The organism is Allokutzneria albata (assembly GCF_900103775.1).
Taxonomy (GTDB): Bacteria; Actinomycetota; Actinomycetes; order Mycobacteriales; family Pseudonocardiaceae; genus Allokutzneria; species Allokutzneria albata.
This window is the reverse complement of record NZ_LT629701.1, coordinates 4,067,587-4,088,746: the sequence shown is the minus strand read 5'-3', so window position 1 is coordinate 4,088,746 and position 21,160 is coordinate 4,067,587. Positions and strand designations below refer to the sequence as shown.

Annotated in this window: 19 protein-coding genes; 8 read left to right on the top strand and 11 right to left on the bottom strand. The window is 69.6% G+C overall.

Going from position 1 to position 21,160, the window contains the following annotated elements:
• Positions 1 to 43 precede the first annotated feature (43 nt).
• The 5 genes from BLT28_RS18050 to BLT28_RS18030 are packed head-to-tail and all read right to left on the bottom strand — an operon-like array spanning position 44 to position 7,316.
• Entirely contained in the window at positions 44 to 1,285 is a 1,242-nt protein-coding gene (locus BLT28_RS18050; RefSeq protein WP_052407350.1) for an MFS transporter, read from the bottom strand.
• Complete coding sequence (locus tag BLT28_RS18045; protein ID WP_030429780.1) at positions 1,282 to 2,520, bottom strand: phenylacetate--CoA ligase family protein; 1,239 nt, start codon at positions 2,518 to 2,520, stop codon at positions 1,282 to 1,284. Before BLT28_RS18045 ends, BLT28_RS18050 begins: the two co-directional genes overlap by 4 nt.
• Positions 2,513 to 5,032, bottom strand: coding sequence for an acyl-CoA reductase (locus tag BLT28_RS18040; protein WP_030429779.1), 2,520 nt, complete (start codon positions 5,030 to 5,032; stop codon positions 2,513 to 2,515). The genes BLT28_RS18045 and BLT28_RS18040 overlap by 8 nt, the downstream gene beginning before the upstream one ends.
• Entirely contained in the window at positions 5,029 to 6,189 is a 1,161-nt protein-coding gene (locus tag BLT28_RS18035; RefSeq protein ID WP_030429778.1) for a LuxE/PaaK family acyltransferase, read from the bottom strand. Before BLT28_RS18035 ends, BLT28_RS18040 begins: the two co-directional genes overlap by 4 nt.
• Complete coding sequence (locus BLT28_RS18030; RefSeq protein WP_043811686.1) at positions 6,186 to 7,316, bottom strand: GNAT family N-acetyltransferase; 1,131 nt, start codon at positions 7,314 to 7,316, stop codon at positions 6,186 to 6,188. The genes BLT28_RS18035 and BLT28_RS18030 overlap by 4 nt, the downstream gene beginning before the upstream one ends.
• Positions 7,317 to 7,716: 400 nt before the next feature.
• Between BLT28_RS18030 and BLT28_RS18025 the strand changes: the two genes are divergently transcribed.
• Positions 7,717 to 8,727, top strand: coding sequence for a LacI family DNA-binding transcriptional regulator (locus tag BLT28_RS18025; protein ID WP_030429776.1), 1,011 nt, complete (start codon positions 7,717 to 7,719; stop codon positions 8,725 to 8,727).
• A 5-nt stretch (positions 8,728 to 8,732) separates the two neighbouring features.
• On the opposite strand, the gene BLT28_RS40260 is transcribed toward BLT28_RS18025, so the two are convergent.
• Positions 8,733 to 8,981 carry a hypothetical protein gene (locus BLT28_RS40260; RefSeq protein ID WP_156050968.1) on the bottom strand — a complete coding sequence of 83 codons (249 nt, stop codon included), beginning with the start codon at positions 8,979 to 8,981 and terminating at the stop codon, positions 8,733 to 8,735.
• On the opposite strand from BLT28_RS40260, the gene BLT28_RS40255 reads away from it, so the two are divergent.
• From BLT28_RS40255 to BLT28_RS18000, 6 genes are all read left to right on the top strand, one after another.
• The gene (locus BLT28_RS40255) at positions 8,974 to 9,438 is read left to right on the top strand and encodes a nucleotidyltransferase domain-containing protein (protein WP_156050966.1); all 465 of its coding nucleotides are present in this window, start codon (positions 8,974 to 8,976) and stop codon (positions 9,436 to 9,438) included. The genes BLT28_RS40260 and BLT28_RS40255 overlap by 8 nt on opposite strands.
• Positions 9,439 to 9,449: 11 nt before the next feature.
• Positions 9,450 to 9,791 carry a hypothetical protein gene (locus BLT28_RS18020; protein WP_083383762.1) on the top strand — a complete coding sequence of 114 codons (342 nt, stop codon included), beginning with the start codon at positions 9,450 to 9,452 and terminating at the stop codon, positions 9,789 to 9,791.
• A 140-nt stretch (positions 9,792 to 9,931) separates the two neighbouring features.
• On the top strand, positions 9,932 to 11,260 hold the full coding sequence (locus BLT28_RS18015) for an ABC transporter substrate-binding protein (RefSeq protein WP_030429774.1): 1,329 nt from the start codon (positions 9,932 to 9,934) through the stop codon (positions 11,258 to 11,260).
• A complete protein-coding gene (locus BLT28_RS18010; RefSeq protein ID WP_081900322.1) occupies positions 11,238 to 12,119 on the top strand; it encodes a carbohydrate ABC transporter permease in 882 nt (293 codons plus the stop codon). Before BLT28_RS18015 ends, BLT28_RS18010 begins: the two co-directional genes overlap by 23 nt.
• Positions 12,116 to 12,985 (top strand): carbohydrate ABC transporter permease, encoded by an 870-nt coding sequence (locus BLT28_RS18005; RefSeq protein WP_030429772.1) that lies wholly within the window; start codon positions 12,116 to 12,118, stop codon positions 12,983 to 12,985. Before BLT28_RS18010 ends, BLT28_RS18005 begins: the two co-directional genes overlap by 4 nt.
• Before the next feature lie 10 nt (positions 12,986 to 12,995).
• The gene (locus BLT28_RS18000; RefSeq protein WP_030429771.1) at positions 12,996 to 14,543 is read left to right on the top strand and encodes a glycoside hydrolase family 13 protein; all 1,548 of its coding nucleotides are present in this window, start codon (positions 12,996 to 12,998) and stop codon (positions 14,541 to 14,543) included.
• Here BLT28_RS18000 and BLT28_RS17995 read toward each other — a convergent pair.
• The 5 genes from BLT28_RS17995 to BLT28_RS17975 form a co-directional block, all read right to left on the bottom strand.
• A complete protein-coding gene (locus BLT28_RS17995) occupies positions 14,499 to 15,569 on the bottom strand; it encodes a serine hydrolase domain-containing protein (RefSeq protein ID WP_052407348.1) in 1,071 nt (356 codons plus the stop codon). The genes BLT28_RS18000 and BLT28_RS17995 overlap by 45 nt on opposite strands.
• Complete coding sequence (locus tag BLT28_RS17990) at positions 15,566 to 16,198, bottom strand: winged helix-turn-helix transcriptional regulator (protein WP_030429769.1); 633 nt, start codon at positions 16,196 to 16,198, stop codon at positions 15,566 to 15,568. The genes BLT28_RS17995 and BLT28_RS17990 overlap by 4 nt, the downstream gene beginning before the upstream one ends.
• 52 nt (positions 16,199 to 16,250) lie before the next feature.
• Positions 16,251 to 16,865 carry a phosphatase PAP2 family protein gene (locus BLT28_RS40250; protein ID WP_030429768.1) on the bottom strand — a complete coding sequence of 205 codons (615 nt, stop codon included), beginning with the start codon at positions 16,863 to 16,865 and terminating at the stop codon, positions 16,251 to 16,253.
• Positions 16,866 to 16,943: 78 nt separating this feature from the next.
• Positions 16,944 to 18,110, bottom strand: a complete 1,167-nt coding sequence (locus BLT28_RS17980) for a pyridoxal phosphate-dependent aminotransferase (protein WP_043811602.1) — start codon at positions 18,108 to 18,110, stop codon at positions 16,944 to 16,946.
• The gene (locus BLT28_RS17975; RefSeq protein ID WP_030429766.1) at positions 18,107 to 19,519 is read right to left on the bottom strand and encodes a sodium:solute symporter; all 1,413 of its coding nucleotides are present in this window, start codon (positions 19,517 to 19,519) and stop codon (positions 18,107 to 18,109) included. Before BLT28_RS17975 ends, BLT28_RS17980 begins: the two co-directional genes overlap by 4 nt.
• 199 nt (positions 19,520 to 19,718) lie before the next feature.
• Here BLT28_RS17975 and BLT28_RS17970 point away from each other — a divergent pair, with 199 nt between their 5' ends.
• Positions 19,719 to 21,104: a PucR family transcriptional regulator gene (locus BLT28_RS17970; RefSeq protein ID WP_043811681.1), complete on the top strand. Its 1,386-nt coding sequence runs from the start codon at positions 19,719 to 19,721 to the stop codon at positions 21,102 to 21,104.
• Positions 21,105 to 21,160: the final 56 nt, after the last annotated feature.

Sequence of the window (21,160 nt, the reverse complement as noted above, 5' to 3'; positions counted from 1 at the left end):
GGTGATACTGCCGGTTCGGCCGGGTCCGCGTACGCGGTTTGGGCTACTCGGGTTCCGGGATGCGGGCGAGGACGAGTGCGAACACGAGGAGCCCGGCGCCCTGGGCGAGGGTGAGCAGCTGCGGGCCGATCGCGTCACCGAACGCGCCGAAGGCGAGGAAGGCCACCGGGAACGTCGAGCTGATCGCCGCCTGGAGTGCCGCGAAGAACCGGCCCTTCACCTCGTTCGGCACGGCCACCTGGAACAACGCGGTGAACTTCACGTTCGACACGCCCAGGCAGAGCCCGGCCAGCGCCAGCACCACCGCGTAGATCACCGTGCTCGCCACCAGGCCGGGGATCGCGAGGAACACTCCGAACGCCGCGATGCACAGCGCTCCGAAGCGGACTGTCCGGCCGGCCGTCGGGATGTTCGCCGCGCTGAAGGCACCGAGCAGCAACCCGAACCACAGCGCGGCCTCCAGGATCGCGAGCGTCCCGGCTTCGCGCTCCAGCACGAGCTTGGTGTACAGCGGCAGCACCAGCAGCGTCGGTGCCGAGAAGAAGTTCGCGGCGGCGAAGCACACCAGCAACGGGCGCACGGAGGGCATCGAGCCGAGGAACTTCCACGTGCTCTTGTGCTCCTGCGGGGCCTCGTCGCCCGGCGGGGGTGGAGGCGAGGCGGGCAGCGGCGTGAAGCGCGCGAAGTACAGGCACACCGCGGCAACCGCGTAGCTCGCCGCGTTGATCACGACCGCACCGGTGAAGCCGACCGTGGCGAGCAGCACCGCGCCGAAGGCGGCACCGGCGAAGTTCGCCACCGACTGCGTCGAGGTGCCGAAGCCGACCGCTCGCTCGACGTCCTTGCCCTCGACCAACTCCGGCATAGCCTTGAGCAGGCACGGGTCGAAGAACGCCTGGCACACCGCGAGGATCAGCGCCACCACGTACACCGACCACACCGGAACCGCGTCCTGCCAAGCGAAAACGGCCAGCACGCTGACGACCGCGCACGCGGTCAGCTCGGCGCGCAGCATCACCTTGCGGCTGGGCAGGCGGTCGATGAGCTTGCCGATGTGGCGCATCAGCACCAACGGCGGCAGCGCGCCCATCACCAGGAAGGCGCCGGAGGCGAGACCGCGGACGTTCTCCGGGAGCTGGCCGAGCAACCACCACAGCAGCGCGATCTGGTAGATCCGCGTGCCGCCCTGGCTGAGCACCTGGCCGATCCAGACCAGCGCGAAGTTCTTGTTGCGCACCAGAAGCGGGCGCTGCCGCGTCCCTGTTCCCATCGGTTCGGTCGTCATGCGCCACGCTCGTCGATCAGCCGCACGAGCTTGCCGGTGCGCGGGTTGGTGGTCAGCCCGGCGGTACCGACCCACTCGACGGCCAGCGGCTGGATCAGCCCGCGCGCCACGTGGTCGGCGAACATCGGCCGGGTCTCGTCCAGCCGCGCCGCGATGGCCTTGGACAACGCGGCTGTGTCCGTCACGTCACCGGCAAGGCGCAGCACCAGCTGGTCCTTGGCCTCGTGGCGGCGCAGCACGACCTGACCACCGGTGATCCCCTGGCCACCGGCGGCATGACGCACGATCTCCAGGAGATCGTCGAGGTAGAGGGTCACCGGGCCGACGCGAGCGCCTTCGCCGGAGCGGCCGAGCAGGCGGAAGGTCCTCGCCTCGAAGTCCACCCACTCCGCGCGGTCGCCCACCGGGTAGCGCAGCACGGGCTGGAGGGTCCGCACGAGGTCGGTGACGACGATGCGGCCCGCTCTACCCGGCTCGGTGATGGGCTCTCCGGTGTCCTCGTCCAGGATCTCCATGATCCGGCCGGGGTAGACCTGGTGCACGCGGGCATCGTCCTCGCCGTGCACGGGCGCGCCGATGATGCCGCCGTCCACGCTGGCGTAGCCGATGGAGCGCACGGCCGCGTTGGGGAACGCAGAGGCCAGTAGCTCGCGCTGATCGCCGTAGAACGCCTCACCGCTGAACAGCACGAGCCGGATCAGCGGCAGCGAGCCGACGGTGTCCTGCACGTGCTGCGCGAGCTGGCAGAGCGACGTCGGCGGCGCGGTGAGCACGGTCGCGTCGAACTCCACCAGCGCGCTGGTGACGAAATCCGGGGTCGCGGAGCCCGCGATCGGCAGCTGCACGGTGTCCACGGGCGCGTCCTGCAACGCGTTGAGGGTGAAGATGAAGCTGGAGTACAGCTCACCGGCGTAGAACAGGTTCGCGACGCGATCACCCTCGCGCAGCCCGGCGGCGACGAGCCCCTTGGAGAAGGTCTCGCTCATCTCGCGCCACTCGGCCCGCGTGTAGACGGACACCTTCGGCGCGCTGGTCGTGCCACCGCTCTTGAAGATGATCCCACCCACTTGCTCACCGGTGCGCAACCTGTTGTCCTGCAACGTGTTCGCGGCCCAGTACGCGCCGTGCTCCACCACGGGCAGATCTTCGAGCGCGGGCGCGTCCGGCAGGTCCTGGTAGAGCTCCCGGTAGAACGGCGAGCTGCCCCGCACGAGTTCGACGAGTTGATCAAGCACCGTTGCGCTCCCGGTCGTCCACGACGGCAACAAGTTTCCCGCTGTTGGTGGTGCGCTCGAACTCCTCGGCGGGGACGAGTTCGACGTGCAGGGACACCAGCTGGTCCCGCACCGCGGTGGTCTCCAGGTCGGGGTAGCGCTGCACGAACTCCGTCCACACCTTCTCGGCGTCGGCGGGGGCGCGGTCGCGGTCCAGCCGGATGATCAGCCGCTCCTGGTCGCCGACCTCGTCCAGCACGATCTGGAGGTCGCCGGTGTAGTCGAAGGCCTCGCCCGCCACCGAGACGAACCTGCGGTAGTTGAGGAAGTGCCCGCCGCTGCGGAACACGTCGCCGACCCGCCCGAGCAGTTCGAAGCGCGGAGTCCGCCTGCCGCAGGGGCAGTCCTCGTCCAGCCAGCGACCGAGGTCGCCGATCTCGTAGCGGTCCAGCCGCTGCCCGCGTCGCGTGTGCGCGGTGAAGACCAGCCGCCCGGTCTCGCCGGGGCCGACCGGGCGGTCCTCCTCCTGGTCCAGGATCTCCAGGGTCTGGATGCCCGCGAAGAGGTGGTGCACCCGCGACGGCGACTCCAGGCACTGGTAGCCCAGCGGCCCGCCGTCCACGCTGCCGTACGCGGCGGAACGGATCAGCTCGACGCCGAACTCCTCGGTCAGCCACCGCTTCTGCTGCTCGCTGAAGTGCTCGCCACCGTAGAAGATCTTGCGGATGCCCCGGTAGGCGCGCAGCGTCTCCCCGGCCTCGTCGAACAGCCGCAGCAGGTAGCTCGGCATCCCGAGCACGGTGTCCACCCGGTTGTCCACAATGGACTTGGCGACCATCTCGTGCTCGTTCTGCTGGCCCGCCATCGGGTACTGCACGGCCTCAAGCCGCTCCAGCACGGAGAAGAAGCTCGGGAAACCGCCGTAGAGCTGGCCGCCGAAGAACAGGTTCATCGTGCGGTCGGTGCGCGGGTCGAACCCCGCCGCGATCATGCCCTCGGCGCCGTGCCGCATGTGCTCGTCGTAGTCGGCCCAGCTGAACGCGGACAGCTTCGGAGCACCGGTGGTACCACCGCTGCGGAAGAACACCTCGGCGCGGCTGAGGTCGTCCTGCAGCTCGTCGAACCGCGCCTTCGTGGTGACGGGCACGCTCGGCGGCGGCAGCTTCCGCGCGCCGACCAGGTCGTCCAGGCACGCGTCGCGGTTGAAGCGCTCATCCAGCTGCACGTCCACCCGGCGGCTGTAGCGCTGCAGCGCGTAGACACCGTCGTGCGGCTCGCCGTCGTAGCTGCCGAGCATCGCGCCAGGCACGGTCACGCGCTGCACGCCCGCCGCGATGAGGCTCCGCGTCAGCACCGCGGTGTCCTGCCGGTTCGCGCCGAGGCCGACCGTCTGGAGGTAGCGCCGCATCGGCCGCAGAACCGAGGAGATCTCCTTGCGCGCCAGCGACTTCACCCAGACCGTGCGGTAGAGCGGCGAAGCGCGCAGCGCCGACCGGGTGTCCGCGAGCACGCGCCAGGAGTCGGTCTTGTGCACCTTGGTCAGACCGAGGTGCTGCTCGAGCTCCGCGACGAGCACGGTGTTGGTGATCTCCGCCCACTCCGGCGCGCTCGGCTCGCGGCGCTCCACGGTGGGGACCACCTCGTCCAGCACGGCGGCGAAGCGCTCGGCGAACGCGAAGACCTCGGCGTCGTCCCCGGTGTCCAGGTAGATCACCTGCGGGCTCGAACACGCCTGCTGGTCCATCGCGCAGACATCGGCGGCCACCGCGCGCAGGGTTTCCGCGTCGTCCCAGGAATCGCTTGTCAGGTAGGCGAAGGAGAGCTTCGGTCCCCAGTCGACCATGCGGCATCCCGGGCGCAGCACGGACGCGACGCCCGCCAGGGCCTCCTCGCCACCCCACGCGGCGACCGCGTCGGCGGGCGCGCACATCCGCTCCAGCCAGTCGCGGCGGCTGGAGGAGTAGTGCAGCACGATCACGCGCTCGGCGATCTGCCCGGTCGGGTCGGCGTCGGCCAGCGCGGACAGCAGCTCGGCGGTGAACCGCGAGTCGTCGCCGCTGGTCTTGACCACGTTGAGGTTGCCGGAGAGCAGGCCCTCGAGGCAGCTCAGCGCACCCGCGGCGGGCGCGTTGCCCGGGGCGATGTGCGCGAGCAGCCCGACCGGCACCCACGCCTCGAAGACCTGCTTGCGGAAGTCGAAGCGCGCAAGGCGGTTCGGGTCGACGCTGCCCAGCTCGCGGACGACCTTCTTCTCGATGGTCGGCCGGGCCAGCGCCCCGGACAGCCCGCCGAGGATCTGCTCGATCTCCTTCGACGGCACGTTCCAGTCCACCAGCCGCCGCGCGAGCCGCTGGCGCACCGGGCTCGCGGCGTCGGCGAGGTGCTCGACGAGGCGCTCCGCCGCGGCCATCACGATCAGCGGGCTCAGCGGGTCCCTGCCGAGGACCGCCTGCGTCGCTTCCTCCAAAGTGGACAGACGGCGGTCGGCCTCGGCGTCGTCGACCCACTCGCCCTGCCAGTAGTGCTGGTTCATGACCTGTCCTTCAGGAGTTCGGCGGCGGCGATGGCGCAGCTCTTGTTGCGGCTCAGCCCGGCGCGGCCGCGGATCTCGAACCACGGCGTGTCCAGGCCGCAGCCGCACTCCGCCGGGGCGTGCAGCGTCGCGAGGTCACCCATGAGCACGCTCTGCGCCGGCGCCGAGGTGATGAACGGCGAGACGAACTGCAGGTAGCCGGGCTCGCCGTAGGACAGCGGCTCCAGCGTGCGCACGTCGCGGATCAGCACCCGCGACCACACCGGCACGTGCATGTTGTGCCGCGCGCACTCGATGTAGGGCACGGAGTGCTCGACCGAGCCGAAGCCGTCGCGGATGCGCTCGTCCGGGATGCCGAGCTGGTCGGTGATCTTCGCGTACAGCTCGCGCTTGCTGATCTGCTTGTCCGCGTTGCCCTTCCACCCGCCGCCGAAGAGCACGAGCGAGTCGTCGGAGAGCTCCGCCGGCGGCAGGCCGAGCGACCGCATCCGGTCCAGGGTGAAGGACAGGAACGCCGGGAAGCCGAAGATCCGCACGGGCACGCCGTCCTCCGCCGAGCGCAGGAGTGCCCGCACCGCGCCGAAAGCGTCGAACTCGTGGCCGTTGCCGGTGCTGGGCAGGCCGTACTCCACGCGCCGCACCGGCGCGAAGTCGCACAGGTAGTGGTCGGTGAACGACGCGCCGAGGTTCACCCCGGGCTTCGGCTGGTAGGTGTAGATCAGGTAGTCCACCGGGCGGCTCGGGTCGATCCAGCCGTGGTGCTCGAAGATCCGCGCCACCATGCGCTGCCCGGAGCGCAACGTCCAGTCGTCGAAGAACATCTGCGACTTCTGCCCGGTGGTTCCCGAGGAGGTCACGTGCAGCTTGACGTCCTCGCGCGGGATCGAGACGACCTCGTGCATCTTGAAGAAGTTCGCGTGCACGAAGGGCTGCCGCTGGATGTCCTCAATGGACTCAAGTGGCTCGGCGCTGCCCCAGAGGCTCGCGAAGAACGGCGAACGCTCGGCGTGCCACCGGTTCGACTCGTTCATCGCGGCGATGAACACCGCGTCGGCGTCCGGGCCGACGTCGTAGGGCTTCGCGAGATCGCACAGGCGTTGGACCTCGGCGAGGGCCGAGGGGTCCGGCACCGTGACCGGACCGAGGTAGCTGCTCACCGGTACACCCCGATTGTGTTGAGGTACTTCTGCTTCCAGAGGTCGATGTACTGCTCGACGAACGGCCGGAACGCCGCGTCGATCGCGAGGCCGCGGAAGTCCAGCGGCTGCATGGTCCGCGCCATCACCACGTAGTCGCGGAACAGCTCGCCGTCCCTGCGCATCGCCGGGTAGACGGCCGCGGGGAGGAACCCGTGCGCCAGCAACGAGGACAGCTCGTCGAAGGCGTGCAACGGGACCAGCGTCTCCACGTAGAAGGCGCCGAAGTTGCCGAGCTGGCCGATCAGCTGGTCCATGTGCGGGCCGACCGCCATCGGGTCGGGAGCGGCGCCGATCAGCGTGCAGTAGCCGTCGCTGATGCTCAGGTGCGTGTACACCTCGTACGAACCGTCGGTCGCGGCGAGCAGCATGTTCGGCTTGTGGAACGGGTAGAACGCGCGGTCCGGCTCCATCACCTCGGCGAAGCGGCGCAGCACGAACTCCGGTGCGTTGATCAGTTCGACGCCCGAGGAGCGCGCCTGCTCCGAGGGCGTTTCCTGCTCCGGCACCAGTTCCGGCCGCACCGGCATGCCCACGGCGGTGTCCAGCGCCGCGACGATCGGGCCGAGTCCGGCGGGCACGCGGTCCACCGGGTGCCGCCGTTCGAGCACCCCGTCGCGGTGCCGGGCGAGCAGGACCATCGTCTCGTGCTTGGCGGCCTTGCGGAGGTTGGGGAAGAAGCCCAGCGCGCGGAAGCCGCTGCGCAGGCAGATCCGCTGCGGTGAGGTGGAGGTGGTGCGCGCGGTGGCGTAGACGGAGTCGATCCGGCCGTCCGCCAGCATCTCGTCGCTCATCGAGCCGACCGCCTGCTGCGCGATGCCCGCTCCGCGGCACGCCGGGTCCACCACCAGGCCCTGCATCTTGCCGAGCCGGTCGGCCGGGTCGACGTTGCCGACGATCGAGGCGACCAGCCCGCCGCCGGGTTCGCGGGCGACCATCCAGGTGGTCAGGTCCGAGGTGATCTCCCTGGCCATGACCGCGGGCTCGGTGCCGAGGGGGAGCGCGTAGGCGGCGCCGTAGACCCGTCGGTAGAGCCGCAGCAGCTCGTCGATGTCGTCGACGCGGGCACGGTCGAAAACGGGTGTCAACGCGTCTCCTTCGGGCAGCACTCGATTCCCGCCCGGGCGCACTCGGGCAGGACGGATACGAGGTGGATAAGAGGGTTCGGTCGGCGGACCGAAGACATCTCAGATCCTAACGCCCGAAACGTCGAAAAAATATTTGATACGGCATTGACCTGCGAGGATGTCCGCTCACGGCGAGCATGCTCACATCCGGTAACGGGCGCTCGGTATTCAGCTGATAGGCCATCCGGGTTGGCCTTCCCGGAAGTTGGAATTCCCGGTCTGGAATCTGAACAAACCGGCAGCGGCCGAGTCCAGAGGGTGTCCTACTTTCGACCCGGGTGGCTTACGCCGATCGCAGCAGCCGCAAGCGCGGTGCAAGAACTGCGCGCGGCTTGCGCCGACTTGCGCCACCATTGCGGTCATGACGCGACGACTGGCCGAGGTGGCCCGCAAGGTCGGGGTGAGCGAGGCGACGGTGAGCCGCGTGCTCAACGGCAAACCCGGCGTCTCCGAGTCCACCCGCGCCGCGGTGCTGACCGCGCTCGACGTGCTCGGCTACGAGCGCCCCACCCAGCTGCGCGGCGAACGCGCCCGGCTGGTCGGCCTCGTCCTGCCCGAACTGCAGAACCCGATCTTCCCCGCCTTCGCCGAGATCATGGGCAACGCGCTGGCGCAGCAGGGGTTCACGCCGGTGCTGTGCACGCGCACCGCCGGCGGGGTCTCCGAGGCCGACTACGTGGAACTGCTGCTCGCCCAGCAGGTCTCCGGAGTGCTCTTCGCGGGCGGCGCCTACGCGCAGGCCGACGCCCCGCACGAGCACTACCGCCTGCTCACCGAACGCAACCTGCCCACCGTGCTGATCAACGCCGCCGTCGACGACCTCGGTTTCCCGCGCGTGTCCTGCGATGACGCCGTCGCCGCCGAACAGGCGCTGACCCACCTCACCTCGCTCGGCCACTCCCGCGTCGGCATGGTCCTCGGCCCGCCCGACCACGTCCCGTCCCGCCGCAAGCTCGACGCCTTCACCACCGCGGCCTCCCGGGCCGGCCTCGACGTCCCCGCCGAACGGGTCGGCCACGCCATGTTCTCCCTCGAAGGCGGCCAGGCCGCCGCCGCCCGGCTGATCGAACGCGGCGTCACCGGCATCGTCTGCGCCAGCGACCCCCTCGCCCTGGGCACCGTCCGCGCCGCCCGCCGCCGCGGCCTGTCGGTCCCGCAGGAGCTCTCCGTGATCGGCTACGACGACTCCGCCTTCATGAACTGCACCGACCCGCCGCTGACCACCATCCGCCAGCCCATCGAGGCCATGGGCCGCGCCGCGGTGGACCTGCTCACCGTGCAGATCAACGGCGCCGAGGTCGCGGCGGAAGAACTGCTCTACGAACCCGAGCTCGTCGTCCGCGGCTCCACCGCCCCCGCTAGATCGCGATGACTTCGTCAATAGAAGAGGTTGTGCGGGTAGTTCAAGCTTCGCTGTCCAAGGTGGAAGTGGGAATCGACGAGCTCGCCGTCGGAGTTGAACGGCTTGGTGAATCGCTGGACCGGGTGTCGGAGTGCGCCCATGGCTCCTCGGATGCCGATGCGCTCGAACTGCGCGCATCGCTGGCGCATTGGTGGAGCGAGTGTGACCGTCTGACGTCCGCTCTCCTGCGCATTCAGGCGGGGCTCAAGGGGTTCGTTGAACACCTTCGGCACGGTGCCCAGGCGTCTGCTCCTCTTCGGTGAGGGTGGAGGACGTTCCGCAGGGTTTCACCGAAAGGACGTTCAAGAAGTTCGCCAGGAGTGTTCGGCAGTTGGTGAAGGCGGCCAACCTTCCGCGCGGGGACCTGGTCGTCAGGGAAGCCGGGTTCGTGGCGAGGCGAAGGGCTCCTCCGACATCGACATCGCTCTTCGCGTCGACGACAAGACGTTCTTCGAGCTCGCCGAGATCGCGCTGGCCCGTGCCGGTCCGGGGTCGAAGTTGCGCAAGTCCATGCTGGCCAGGATTCGTCGCAACGGGCAGCTGGGAAGTTTCGAGCTCGGGCCGGAATTCATCGCGCTGCGCAAGGAATTCTGTGATTCCGAAGCTCCCTTCGCGGTGCAGTTCTCGGTACCCCGCGTGGGCGGTAGGCTGGACACGCCACCGTTTCGCCCATTGGCATAGCTGGGAGAATCATGAGTGAGACGTTGCAGTTCATCGCGTGGGTGGACGGCATGGCAACTCGATCCGATGTCATGAAGCCGCTCGTCGAGTTCGAGGGAGCGGTTCGCGGCAAGGAGAACGCGGTTTCCGTGGCGGGCAATCACATCGAAGTGTGGGCGAACGAGGATGCCGACGCTTCGCTCGCCCTCGATGACGAGGACGGTTTCCTCTACTTCGCCTGGCGCGTCGAGTGCACACCGCTCGAGCCGACCTCGGAGGACGCCCAGGTGAAGCTGGCGCGTGCGGTGCGCGACGTCTTCCTGGCGGCCGGAGCGCGCGTCGAGATCGCGGCGAACTTCGAGGACCTCGTTTGAGGTCCTCACCTCACCTCCGCTTTGTGCGGATCTTGCGTGGAGATGTCGAGATCTTGCGCTGATGGGTCGGGGAACCTATGGTGGGCTGGCCACAGCTTGGATCGCGCCGCCACAGCATCGACGCTGAGGAGGGCATCCCCATGGCCAGAGGTTGGCGCGTCACGCTCGGTCTGTTGTGCTGCCTGAGCGCTGTCGCCTGCGGTGCGACGGCCCCGCGGACCGGCGGCAAGATCGTGATCACGGTGAACGGGCAGGCGCCGCAGACGCAGGCGTTCGAGCGGCGGATCTTCGACGAGGACGCGGCGGCCTTCGAGGCGGCGCACCCGGACATCGACATCCAGCCCCGCGAGGGCTTCATGGACCCGAAGGTCTTCTCCGCCAAGCTCGCGAGCGGTCAGCTGGAGGACGTCTTCTACGTCTACTTCACCGACCCGGCGCAGATCATCGCGCGCCGCCAGGCCAAGGACATCACCGACCAGCTGCGCGGACTGCCCGAGCTCAAGCCCGGGCTGCTCGACTTCTTCACCGACGACAAGGGCCGCGTGTACGGGCTGCCGACCGCGAACTACTCGATGGGCCTGCTGTACAACCGCGTCCTGTTCGCCAGGGCCGGGCTCGACCCGGACCGCCCGCCGACGACCTGGGAGGAGGTCCGCGCGGCGGCGAAGAAGATCAGTGCGCTGGGCAACGGGATCGTTGGGTTCGCCGACCTCAGCAAGAACAACCAGGGTGGCTGGCACCTCACCAGCTGGTTGTACTCGGTCGGCGGTCAGGTCGCGCGCAGGGACGGCGCGGGCTGGAAGGCCGACTTCGACAACGACAAGGGCCGCGAGGTGCTGCGGCACCTGAGGGACATGCGCTGGACCGACGGCAGCATGGGCGACAAGCAGTTGCTCGAAGCCGCCGACGTGCAGCGGATGATGGGCGCGGGGCAGCTCGGCATGTACCTCGCGGCGCCGGACAACATTCCCCCGCTGGTCAACCAGTTCGGCGGGTCGTACAACGACTACGGGATGGCGCCGATGCCGGGCGGGCGGGGCACGCTCATCGGCGGTGAGGGTTACATGATCAACCCGAAGGCGAGCCCGGAGAAGGTTCGGGCCGGGCTGGCGTGGCTGCGCTGGAGGTACCTCGACCCGGACCGCATCGAGGGCAACCTCAAGCGCTACGCGGACCTCAAGCAGCCGGTGGGCCTGCCGATCTCGCCGTTCTCCGACATCTACGCGGGGGCGGTGCGGGAGAAACAGGAGGCGCTGAAGGCCAAGTACGCCACCGTTCCCGTGCGCAACTACCAGTCCTTTGTGGACGCGAAGCTCAAGGGCGGTGTCGAGCCGCCCAACGCGCAGCGCGTCTACGCCGCACTGGACAGCCTGATGCAGGCCGTGTTGACCGACCGCGGCGCCGACGTGGACCGGCTGCTCGCCGAGGCCGAGACGAAGGTCAACAGTGCGCTCGCCCAGGCTGGCTGAGGCGGCGCGGCGGAACCTGACGGCGTACGGGCTGCTCTCCGCCGCACTGCTGTGCTTCGCGCTGTTCTCCTGGTGGCCGATCATCCGCGGCCTGCTGCTGAGCTTCCAGCAGGTCGACTTCGTCAACGAGCCGACGTGGGTGGGCCTCGCCAATTTCGAGCGGCTGTTCGCCGACCCGCTGTTCGGAGTCGCATGGCGAAACACGGTGCTGTTCACCGTGCTGGCACTGTTGCTGGGGTTCGTCGTCCCGTTCGTCACCGCCGTGGTGCTCAACGAGATGCGGCATGCGCGGGGCTACTTCCGGCTGCTCGTGTACCTGCCGGTGATGTTGCCGCCGGTCGTGACCTCGTTGCTGTGGAAGTGGTTCTACAACCCGGGGCCGGGGCTGTTCAACGACGGGCTGCGCGCGGTCGGGGCGCCGCCGTTGAACTGGCTGGACTCCGGCGACACCGCGATGATCTCGCTGGTGATCGTCTCCACGTGGGCGAACATGGGCAGTGCCACGCTGATCTACCTCGCCGCGCTGCAGACGGTCCCAGGCGAGCTGTACGAAGCCGCCGAACTGGACGGCGCGGGCCTGTGGAGGCGGCTGTGGCACGTCACGGTGCCGCAAACCAGGTTCGTGCTGGTCATCCTGCTGCTGATGCAGGTCGTCGCGACGATGCAGGTCTTCACCGAGCCGTACGTGATGACCGGCGGCGGACCCGAGGACTCCACGCTCACCGTGCTGCTCCTGCTGTACCGCTACGCCTTCGTCTACAACGACTTCGGGACCGCGAGCGCGATGAGCCTGCTGTTGTTCGTGGTGCTCGGCGTCTTCTCGGCCGCCTACGTCCGCCTGACCAAGGGGAGATCATGAGAACGCTCGTGTCCCCGGCGCGACTGCGCACCCCCAGGGGAAAGACCGTCTACTGGACGGTGTTCTCCTTGGTGCTGCTGGGATTCACCGCCGCCTTCCTGTTCCCGCTCTACTGGGCGGTGACCGGCGCGATGAAGTCGGCCCCGGAGCTGGCGCGGGCGCCGTCGCCGATCGTGCCCGAGGTCTGGCACCCCGAGAGCTACGCCCAGGCGTGGCAGGAGATGGACCTGGCGCGCTACTTCCTCAACACGGTGGTGGTCGCGGGCGGTGCCTGGCTCTTCCAGCTGGCCGTGGACGTCCCGGCGGCCTACGCGCTGTCGAAGCTGCGGCCGGTGCTCGGCAACGCGATCATGGGGTTGATGCTGGCGACGCTGATGCTGCCCGCCTCCGCGCTCCTCGTGCCCACGTATCTGACCATTGTGGACGTTCCACTGGTGCACGCGAACCTGATCAACTCGCCGGCCGCGATCTGGCTGCCCGCCGCGGCCAACGCCTTCAACATCTACCTGTTGAAGCGGTTCTTCGACCAGATCCCCGGTGAGCTCCTGGAAGCCGCCACGATCGACGGCGCCGGGCCGGTGCGCATCCTGGTGCGGATCGTGCTGCCGATCTCCAGGCCGGTCCTCGCGGTGGTCTCGATCTTCGCGATCGTGGGCGCCTGGAAGGACTTCATCTGGCCGCTGCTGGTGTTCCCGGACCCGGGCGCGCAGACGCTCAGCGTGGCGCTGCAACGGATGGAGCCGGACATGCCGCTGAACCTGGTGCTGGCCGGGCTGGTGCTGGCCGGCCTGCCGATGGTGGGGATCTTCCTGGTCTTCCAGCGACAGATCCTCGCCGGGCTCACCGCCGGAAGCGTCAAAGGTTAGGAGGAGCACTGTGACGGACACGTGGTGGCGCGGAGCGGCCATCTACCAGGTCTACCCGCGCAGCTTCGCGGACGGCAACGGCGATGGGACCGGTGATCTGGCCGGAGTCCGCGAACGCCTGCCGTACCTGGCCGAGCTGGGCATCGACGCGATCTGGCTGAGCCCCTGGTACCCGTCTCCGATGGCGGACGGTGGCTACGACGTGGCCGACTACCGCGATATCGATCCCGCGTTCGGCACGCTCGCCGACGCCGAGGCGTTGATCCGCGACGCGCACCGGCTGGGCATCCGGATCATCATCGACATCGTGCCGAACCACTGCTCCGACCGGCACCCCTGGTTCGCCGAGGCGCTGCGCTCCCCGTCCGCGCGCAAGAGGTTCTGGTTCCGCGACGGACGCGGTGAGCTGCCGCCGAACGACTGGCAGTCGCGCTTCGGCGGCCCGGCGTGGACGCGGGTCCCGGACGGCCAGTGGTACCTGCACCTCTACGCTCCGGAACAGCCGGACCTGAACTGGACGGAGCCGGAGGTGCGCGAGGAGTTCGAGGACATCCTGCGCTTCTGGTTCGACCGCGGTGTGGACGGTTTCCGGATCGACGTCGCGGACGGGCTGGTGAAGGACCCGGCGCTGCCCGACGTCGGCGGCGCCACCGAGCGGCTGCCCTACTCCGACCTCGACGGCGTGCACGAGATCTACCGGGCGTGGCGCAAGATCGCCGACTCCTACCCGGACAAGCGGATCTTCGTGGGGGAGATGTGGCTGCCGGACCCGGAGCGGTTCGCGCTCTACCTGCGCTCCGACGAACTGCACTCCGGGTTCAACTTCGACTTCCTGGCCTGCCCGTGGGAGCCGGAGCGGTTGCGCGCGGTCATCCAGTCCACTTTAGATGCCCATGCTCCCGTTGGCGCGCCTGCGACCTGGGTGCTGTCCAACCACGACGTGACCCGGCACGTGACACGGTACGGTCGTGCGGGCGACACCGGTTTCGATTTCGCGGACCGCAGGCACGGCACGCCCGTCGATCGGGAGCTCGGCACGCGTCGCGCTCGTGCGGCGGCACTGCTCGCGATGTCGTTGCCGGGCGGAGTCTATGTGTACCAAGGCGAAGAGCTGGGCTTGTGGGAGGTCGAGGACATTCCTGACGAGCTTCGACAAGACCCCGTTTTCGCACGCACCAAGGGTTCCGATCCCGGTCGCGACGGATGCCGGGTGCCGATCCCGTGGTCTGCGCCGTTCGACAGCGCTTCGTGGCTGCCGCAGCCCGCCGAGTGGGCCGACCACACCGTGCAGGCCCAGGAGGCGAGGCCGGACTCGATGCTCCACCTCTATCGCAAAGCCCTGGCGCTGCGCCCGGGAGACGGGACGATGGAATGGATCGACCTGCGTCGGGACGTGCTCGCTTTCCGGCGCGAGGACGGGTTCTGCTGTGTCGTCAACCTCGGTAGCACGACGGTTTCCTTGCCGGAGCACGAAAGCGTGCTGCTCGCGAGCGGGGCGCTCGACGACGGGGAGCTACCGCCGGACACCGCCGTCTGGCTGCGACAGGCAACGACGTAGCACCTCGACCAGCGGCCCGGTGCACTCGTCGGCGAAGCCGCGAACCGGCATGTGGTTGGTGATGAACGCGAAGGTCAGCTCGGCGGCCGGATCGGCGAAAGCCAGCGAGCCGCCGAGCCCGTCGTGCCCGAACGTTCCGTTGCTGACCTGGAAACCCAGGCCGTAAGTGGTGTCCTGCAACAGGATGAGGTCGTGGCCGGACGCGTGCGGGTGTGCGACCAGGTCGAGCGTGGCGGGGGAGAGCCGGTCCAGGCACGCCGCGTACAGGCCGGCGAGGCCCTTCGCGGACGCCACTCCGCCGACGGAGAGCACCTCGGCGGCGCGCAGCCTCCGCTCGTTGCCGACGCGGGCGCCGAAGTCCGCGCTGTACGCCTGCCGCGTCAGCGTGTCCCGGGTCAGCAGTGCGTGCACCACCGGGCTCTTCGGGTCGAAACCGATGGGGGTGAACAGGGGGACCAGTCGCGGCTCCACCGACTCGGGCAGGCCGAACCACACGTCGAGGTCGGGGAACTCGGTCCTCAGCCAGTCGCCGACCGTGCCGCCGGTGACGCGCCGGTACAGCTCACCGACGAGCGTGCCGAAGGTCAGCGCGTGGTAGCCGTGCGCGGTTCCGGGCGCCCACAAGGGTTCCTGCGCGGCCAGCCGCTTCGCGAGGCGGTCGTGCTCGATCACGTCGTCCAGCCCGAACCCTCCGTCCACTGAGGACAGACCGGCTTGGTGGGAGAGCAGCAGCCGCACGGTGACGCCCGCCTTGCCGCCCTCGGCGAACTCCGGCCAGTACTCCGCGACCGGGGTCTCCGGGTCGAGCCGGCCCTCGTCGATCAGCACCGCGACCGCGAGCGCGGCGACCCCCTTGGAGGAGGACCAGATCAGCTGCACGCTGTCCGAGCGGTAGTCCGGGCCGCCGTGCAGGTGCGCGACGAGCCTGCCGCGGTGGTGGGCGGCCAGCGCCCCGCTCCACCCGGGGCGCGCGCCGAGCAGGTCGTCGAAGGCGTCGCGCAGCGGTTGCAGCTCCGGAATGATCACGACTCGCCTCCCGTCAACCCGAGCACCGCGGCGCAGCGCCGCCCCGCCGCGGGATCACCGGTGATCGTCAGCCGTCCCTCGGCCCGGGCGTCGCGGGCCCGGTACCTCCCGGACCCCAGGCGCACGAAGGTCTTCGCGTCGGTGGTCATGGTCATGGCCGGGCGTTCTGCCGGACCCCGCCCCGCGCGCGCCACACCGCCGGAGACCTCCAGGTGGAAGACCTCGTCGTCGATGTGGAACTCGTAGCTCTCCTCCAGCCCCGGCACCCGCCTCGCGTCGGCCATCGCCCGGAGCCCGCCCAGCGTCCAGTGCGCGCGGCAGACGACGCCCTCGTCCGGTTCCTCCAACCCGGCGAGGCCCCACTGGGTCAGCTCCCGCACGGCGCCCGCGAGCCCCCTCCCGCGGTCGGTCAGGGAGTAGACCTGGTCGTCCTTGGCCACGATTCCCAACCGCGTCAAGGACTTGAGCCGCTCGGCGAGCAGGTTGGTGCCCATCCCGGGCAGGTCGGCGAGCAGTTCGCCGTAGCGGCGGGGGCCGATCAGCAGCTCCCGCACGACCAACAGCGTCCACCGCTCGCCCACCGCGTCCAGGGCGGCGGCGAGTCCGCAGTACTGCCGGTAACTCCGCACCCGCCGAGCTTACTTTCCTGCACCACGGGCACTCCGCCGCGCGGGTCGGGCGTCAGGCGAGGCCGATGAACAGGGCGCCGCCGACCAGGCCGAGCAGCGTGCCCGCGACCACCTGGGGCAGGTCGTGGTCGTTGATCCGCACCCGCGACCAGCCCACGAGCACCACCAGCAGCCACAACCAGTGCCACGCCATCCCGTAGAGCACCGCCGTGACCAGCGCGGCGGCCGAGGCGACCGCGGCGTGGATGCTGATCTTCCACTTGAAACCGAAGGTCACGCCGACCGTCACCAGCAGTAAAATCAGCTCGGCCACGCCGAGTGCCTGCATGCTCGCGGGCGCGTCCATGGCCACCATCAGCACCGTCACCGCGATCACCGAGCAGCCGCAGATGATCAGCGGCGTCTTGCGGCCCTCCCGGTTGCGCACGTGGTGGCCCTCCCACCGCCCGCGCAGCGCCCCGCCCATGATCAGCACCCACGGGATGAGGCTGGAGAACACCGCCAGCGCCGCGGCCCACCACAGCGCCTCGGCCTGCCGGTCCTGGGTGGCCGCGCCGACCGCGAACGGCAGCGCGATCAGCACGGTGTACGGGGACAGCACCTCGGTGGCCGCCTTGGCAAGCCACCGGCCGGGGCCATCGGCCCGGGAAACGCTGGTGTCGCTCACACCGACCCCCGTTCTGCAGATGATCTTCCTCTCGTAGTACCAGGGGAAAACGGCCGGTGCGGCGCGACGTGGTGATCTTTACCCAAGCGTGCCCAGGCGGTCGATGGCGGCCAGCAGGGTCTCCTCCCGTTTCGGGAAGGCGAAGCGGACCAGGTCAGCGCCCTTGGCGGGGTCGGCGTAGAACGACGAGCCCGGCACCGTCGCCACCCCCGCTTCGGTGATCAGCCGCCTGGCGAACGCCACGTCGTCCTTGGCAGGGTCGAACTTCCCGGTCCCGCAGAGCACGTAGTAGGCGCCGTCCGGCACGCGCAGCTCGAACCCGATGTCGGCCAGCGCCGGGCAGAGCAGGTCGCGCAGCCGCCGGTAGTGCTCGGCCAGTTCGGTGTAGTAGCCGCGGGGCAGCCGCATCGCGGTCACCCCGGCCGCCTGCAACGGCGTCGGCGCGCCCACGGTGAGGAAATCGTGCACGGTCCGGATCGCCTTCGTGGCCCAGTCAGGAGCGATCGTCCAGCCGACCCGCCAACCGGTCACCGCGTAGGTCTTGGACAGGCTGTTGATCGTGACCGTGCGGTCCTCCAGCCCCGGCACGGTGGCGGGCGGGATGTGGCCGCCCTCGCCGAGGAAGTGGATGTGCTCGTAGATCTCGTCGGTGAAGCACAGCACGTCGTGGGTCTGGCACAGCTCGGCGATCAGCTCCAGCTCCTCGGCGGAGAAGACCTTGCCGGTGGGGTTGTGCGGCGTGTTCACCACGATCGCCCTGGTGCGGTCGCTGAACGCGGCGCGCAGCTCGGCCTCGTCGATCGTCCAATCAGGACGGTGCAGCGGCACGAACACCGGCTTCGCCCCCGCGAAGATCGCGTCCGGGCCGTAGTTCTCGTACCGCGGCTCGAACATGACCACCTCGTCGCCCGGCTCCAGCAGGGCGAGCATGGTGGCCACCATCGCCTCGGTGGCGCCGCAGGTCACGCACAGCTCGGTCTCCGGATCGACCCGCCAGCCCGGGTAGGCCGCCTCGGTCTTGACCGCGATCGCCTCACGCAGCGCCGACTCGCCGAAGGTGGTCGGGTACTGGTTGAGGTCGGCGTGCACCGCCTCGGCCACCGCGCGCTTGAGCTCCGGCGGGCAGGGGAAGTCCGGCAGCCCCTGGGAGAGGTTGACCGCGCCGTGCGCGTCCGCCTCCCGGGTCATCTCCCTGATCACCGACTCGGTGAACGAGGCGACCTTGCTGCTGATGCGGGGGATCATCGGGGTTCTCCTGTCAGACGGGCCTGCCAGTGCGCGAGCTTCGCGGCTTCGGTCGGCGGGGTGGCGAGGCTGACCGCCACGTAGGTCACCAGGCTGATCGGCAGGCCCCACAGGATCGGCTCGTTGGCGAGCATGCCGTGGGTGAGCATCAGCACCACCACGGTGGTCCCGCCGACGACGATCGAGGCGAGCGCGCCCTGCCGGGTCCCGCGCCGCCACACCAGCCCGCCGAGGATCGGCACCAGCAGACCGCCGACGAGCAGGTTGTAGGCCACGGTCAGCGCGCCCACGACGTCCTGGAGCATCGAGGCGATCGCGATGCCCGCGATGCCGAGCACCAGGGTGAAGATCCGTGCCGTGCGCACCTCGTCGCGGTTCTCCGACGGGCGCAGGCGGGGCCAGATGTCGTTGCTGGCCACCGTGGCGCACGCGATCAGCGCACCGCTCGCGGTGGACATGACCGCGGCGAGCGCGGCCGCGAGCACGAGTCCGCGCAGTCCGGTCGGCAGGGCGTCGGTGACGATCGTGGCGAAGGCGTCGTCGGGTGAGGCGAGGTTCGGGAACAGCGCCTTCGCCGCCATCCCCACGATCGCCCCGGCGAAGGCGTAGAGCAGGCAGTACAGCCCGGAGAACGTGCCGCCGACCGTGGCCACCTTGTCGTCGCGCGCGGTGAACACCCGCTGCCAGATGTCCTGGCCGATCAGCAGCCCGAAGAAGTAGACGAGGACGTAGGTCAGGATCGTCTCGGCGCCGATGTGCCACAACGAGAAGTAGTCGGCGGGCAGCGCGGCCGCGAGCCCGTCGAAGCCGCCCGCCTTCGCGACCGCGACGGGCAGCAGCACGAACAGGATGCCGACCGTCTTCACCACGAACTGCACCATGTCGGTGAGGGTGATCGACCACATCCCGCCGAGCACCGAGTAGAGCACCACGATGCCGCCGCCGAGGACCACCGAGGACGCCCGGTCCATCCCGAACAGCACGCCGAAGATCGTCGAGCAGGCGATCGTCGAGGTCACCATGAGCATCAACGCGTAGACCCACATGACGAAGCCGGAGATCGTGGCCGCGCCGCCGCCGTAGCGCAGCTGCAGCATCTCCGAGACGGTGTAGACCTTCAGCCGGGTGATCCGCCGCGCGAACAGCAGGCTCAGCCCGAGCACGCCGAGGCCGATCGTCAGCACCAGCCACGCGCCGGAGATCCCGTAGAGGTAGCCGAGCCGGACACCGCCCACCGTGGACGCTCCGCCGAGCACGACCGCGGACATCGTCCCGGAGTACATGGTGTGGCCGAGGCGCCGCCCCGCCACCAGGAACTCGCTCTTCGTGCCCGCGCGGCGAGCGGCCCACCAGCCGACCGCCACCATGGCGAGCAGGTAGCTCACCATCACCAGGGAGTCGATGGGCATTGTGCCTCCGTAGCCGCAGGGGATTCGCCGACCGTAGGGAACTGCCGGGCACCATCGAAGTGGATAACTCGCACAATCGTGGCCTTCCCATAGGATCTTTTGTCCAGCGGGTGCGGTACCCGATGTGGCATTTGTTCCACCAGACGTAACGAATGCCGCATCGGGTTCACAACGGGCGAAGGGAGGGGTGGGGGTGGAGATGCCGACGGTGGCGCTGAGCGATCTGGTCGCGCGGCCCGACCTCGGGTTGACCGTCCTGGTCGGGCCGGTCGAGGGGCGCCGGGTGCGCTGGGTGCACGTCAGCGAGCTGCGTGACCCGGGGCGCTATTTGATCGGCAACGAGCTGCTGTTCACCGCCGGAGTGGATTTCCCTTCCAGCGCAGAGGAAATCGACCTCTACGTGCGGCGCCTGGCGGAGGCCGGAGCCGCGGCGCTCGGGTTCGGGGTGACCCCGGTGCACGACGCGGTGCCGCCGCTGTTGATCTCCGCGTGCGAGCGCCACGGCCTGCCGCTGCTGCTGGTGTCCATCCAGGTCACGTTCCTCCGGATCGGCCAGGAAGTGTCGCTGATGCTCGCGGAGGCGGAGCGCGCGGGCATGCGCAGGTTGTCCACGGCGCAGGCCGCGCTGACCAAGGCGGCCGCGAGCGATGGTGCCGTGGCAGTGGTGCGTCGCCTGGCCAAACTGCTCTCCGGTTGGACCGTGTTGTTCGATCCGTCCGGTCGCCGCATCGCTTCAGGCGGTTCGGCACCGCCGGACGACGAGCTTCGGCTCGTGGAACGCGTTCGCGCGCCGAAGGGTCCTTCCGCGGCCACCGCGCATCACGGCTCGCGGCAGCTCGTCGCCCACGCGTTGCGCGGAGCTGGATCCGGCCCACGATCCGTGCTGGTCGCCGGGGATTCGTTCGAGCCTGCTGATCGCGCCGTGCTCAGCGTCGGAGTCGCCTTGCTGTCGCTGCTCGTCGCGTCCACCAGGTCCTCACCGGACCTCACGGCGGGAGTGCTCGGTTTGGCGGTCAACGGCGTGGATTCGGCCGCACTGCTGGAAAAGGCTCTGGAAGCTCCGCCGGACACGCGGTGGCGAGTCGTCCGCGCTCGTCGCGTGCGGAGGAACGCGGACGCGTTCGACACGCCGCTCGTGGCTCCTGTCGCGGACGGGTTCCTCGTTGTGCTGCCGGAGGACCGGCCGTACGCGCCGAAGGGCTGGCTGACCGGTGCGAGCGGTCCGGTTCCGTTGGGAGAGCTGCGTTCCGCCGCCCTGCGCGCTTCGCGGCTCTTCGCCGAGGCGGTGATCGAGGGCCGGTCTCGCGTCGACAGCTCCACCGTGGACTCCCTGGTCTCCTCGAAGGACGCGCAGTCGTTCGCGCGGCGCAGCCTGCGACCTGTTCTGGAGGCGGGGTTGCTCGACACGCTCCACGCGTGGCTGGCGCACCACGGCGGGTGGGACGCCGCCGCCGACGCGCTGGGCGTGCACCGCAACACCGTCCGGCACCGGATCACCCGAATCGGGGAGCTGCTCGGGCGGGACCTCTCCACCCCCGACACCCGTGCTGAGCTGTGGCTTTCCCTGCGCTGGCTGCGCGACTAGGGCCTTGGCATTCACCCCAGGACGCTGCTGCCCGGCGTGGACCGTGTAAAGATCAT